The organism is Clostridium gallinarum (genome assembly GCF_014836325.1).
GTDB classification, from domain to species: domain Bacteria; phylum Bacillota; class Clostridia; order Clostridiales; family Clostridiaceae; genus Clostridium; species Clostridium gallinarum.
In genome coordinates this window covers 1-2,647 of record NZ_JACSQZ010000118.1, presented here as the reverse complement: position 1 = coordinate 2,647, position 2,647 = coordinate 1, and the positions used below count along the sequence as shown (strand labels likewise).

Genomic DNA, 2,647 nt, shown 5'->3' with positions numbered 1-2,647 from the left:
ATATAAGTTAAAACAAGAAAATAAAGTCTTAACAGATAGGATAAACAATTTAAATTTAAGTTTAGAAAAAAATCAAAAAGTAATACAAAAGCATAAGGATCAAGTTATTAAAGCATTAGAACAAAAAAGAAAAGCAGAGGAAAATAGTAATATTTTTTTAGAATTACAAAAAAAAATTCAAAATGAAAATGATTCTTTAATTAAAGAGGTTTCAATATTAAAAAAAGAGAAAATTAGCATGGAAGTTAAACTGAAGGAAGAAATAGAAAATTATAAGAAAAAAATATATGAAAGAGCCTTTGAGAAAGAAGAAGTAGATAAATATATAAAAAAAATAGAAGAATTAAATAAAAAAATAAGTATTATAGAACAAAAAAAATTAAGTGAAGAAGAAAAAAATCAATATGAATATGAAAAAACTAGTGAAAAATTAAGTGTTTTAGAAGAAGAAAGAATAAACTTAGAAATCAAAATAAAAGAGTATGAGAATAAGATAAATGAGTTAAATCAAAAATTAGCTGAGATAAATAAAGAGCTATATGAGAAAGATGATATAAATAAAGATTTAGATAATACTAATAGAGTTCTTACAGAAGAAAGAGAGTTATTAAAACAGGAAATAAATTCTTTAATAGATGAAAATAAAAAACTAAATATAGAATTAGAAATAGAAAGGAATCAATCTGTAATGGAGCGATTATTGAGAAGAAGGAATTAATTTATTATGTACTTTATAAATAGAAATAGCATAAAATGAAATAAATTATAAAAATTATTGGAGAAAATAATATGAGTTTAGAAGAATATGATTATATAATAGTGTTTACTTCTCATTATAGAGCACTATATATGTATGATAGACTAAGACTAAAGAAAATTAAAACTAAATTAGTTACAGCACCTAATAAAGTTAATATAAGTTGTACTCAAGCATTAAAAATAAAAGAAGAGGATAAGGAAAATATTAAAATAGAATTAGAACGAAATAATATATATCCAACAGCTGTTTTCAAGATAACAAAAGATGGAAAAAAAGAAGACTACGAATTAGTAGAGTAAAATTGAGAGGAAAGGAGAATCCATGAGTAGTTTAGTTAATAAAAATATTTATTATGTATCTAATTTGGGTACAAATACTATATCTATTATTAATGGAGAAGATTTTAGATTAATTAGTAAAATTGAAATTGGTCTAAGATCTTGTGATATAGATATAGATAATAAAAACAATGTTTATATTGCTACAGATAGAGATGAAAAAATTTTTATAATCAATCATTTATCTAAATCTAAAAAAACTGTTAAAATACCTAATAATGGTCATTTTAAGGTGGATTCTCTTTTAGATAGAATATATGTATCCAATACAGATGAGTTATGTATTTATAGTTTAGATAGCTTTGAACTTATAAGTAAAATAGATAAATTTTCAGCTATTGATAGTATACAAATAAGTAATGATGGAAGTAAAGTTTTTATTATTGATATTATACAAAATGAAGTACAGGTTTATGACTCAATATCTTTAAATTTAATTAAAAAGTATAGTGATATTTGTACATGTCCTAATGATATTATAATAAGTGAAGATAATAAATATATGTATATTTCTGACATAGGTATAAAAAGTGGAAGATATTATTCCAATATACTAAAAGTAGATTTATATAGTGATAAAATTATAAAGATAGAATTACCGTTAGGATCCAAAATAACGTACTTAGAAAAATGTTCAGATTATATATATGCTATTAATAAGGGGCTAGGACGAATAGATATTATAAAAAATAATTTGATAAAAAGCATAGAGACTACATTTAAATATCCTCAAAAAATGAAGATATCTAAAAATAAAAAACATTTATTAGTAACTAGTACAGATTCTAAAGGAAAAGGTGCTTTAGATTTAATAAATTTAGAGATAAATAAGGTTGAAAATACTTTTTATTTTGATGAAAACAATACTGTTCCTTATGATATTGGAATTATAGAGGAATGTACATATGTAGATGAAAAAGTTAAACTTACTAATTATGATAAAAATAAAGATAATGAAAAAGAAACTATTATATTAGCTAAAAAAATACTATCAAGTTATAAAGAAAAAATAATATTTCAACAAGAAATGATAGAAATAAATTCAAATGAAAAAGTAAAAATAGAAAATATTAATTTTGATAAATGTATAATTATTGATGAAAGTAAGATGAGGGATTATATAGAAGATAATAATGAATATATAATTTTTAGCTTTAAATTTAATATACCATATTATATTAAATGTACAAATATTAAAAATGAAAAGATAATTTTTAAAGGTAATTTAAATGGAAAACAAAAAGCTACACTTTATATATCTGATAATGAAAGTGTTAATGAATTAGAGTTTAACATAAGGTCAAGTAGTAATCTTATATCTGAACCATATATTAATGAAAATTTTATAATGTTTGATGTTATTTCTATTATTGAGACATATTTAACAAAAGAAGAACTTATTTATTTACCCTCTTCGAATATAAAGTTAAATTAAGAAGGTGTAAAATGTTAAAAAAATTCAGTAAAGCTCTAATAGTTAAATATAATGAAAAAATGAAAATGAAATTTTCTTATAGTAAAGAAATAGGAATTTACTATAGTATTATAG

The 2,647-nt window shown here is 20.6% G+C and carries 2 protein-coding genes and 1 pseudogene; all 3 read left to right on the top strand.

What is annotated here, in order from left to right:
- Positions 1–718: pseudogene (locus H9660_RS16030) on the top strand (hypothetical protein); the annotation flags it as partial.
- A 71-nt stretch (positions 719–789) separates the two neighbouring features.
- Positions 790–1,059: a putative Se/S carrier protein gene (locus tag H9660_RS16025; protein WP_191751370.1), complete on the top strand. Its 270-nt coding sequence runs from the start codon at positions 790–792 to the stop codon at positions 1,057–1,059.
- A 22-nt stretch (positions 1,060–1,081) separates the two neighbouring features.
- The gene (locus tag H9660_RS16020; protein ID WP_191751369.1) at positions 1,082–2,533 is read left to right on the top strand and encodes a YncE family protein; all 1,452 of its coding nucleotides are present in this window, start codon (positions 1,082–1,084) and stop codon (positions 2,531–2,533) included.
- Positions 2,534–2,647 lie beyond the last annotated feature (114 nt).

What these genes read in the sequence shown, in the direction of transcription:
- H9660_RS16025 (WP_191751370.1), top strand. Translation starts at nt 790, where the DNA reads ATGAGTTTAGAAGAATATGATTATATAATAGTGTTTACTTCTCATTAT.
- H9660_RS16020 (WP_191751369.1), top strand. Translation starts at nt 1,082, where the DNA reads ATGAGTAGTTTAGTTAATAAAAATATTTATTATGTATCTAATTTGGGT.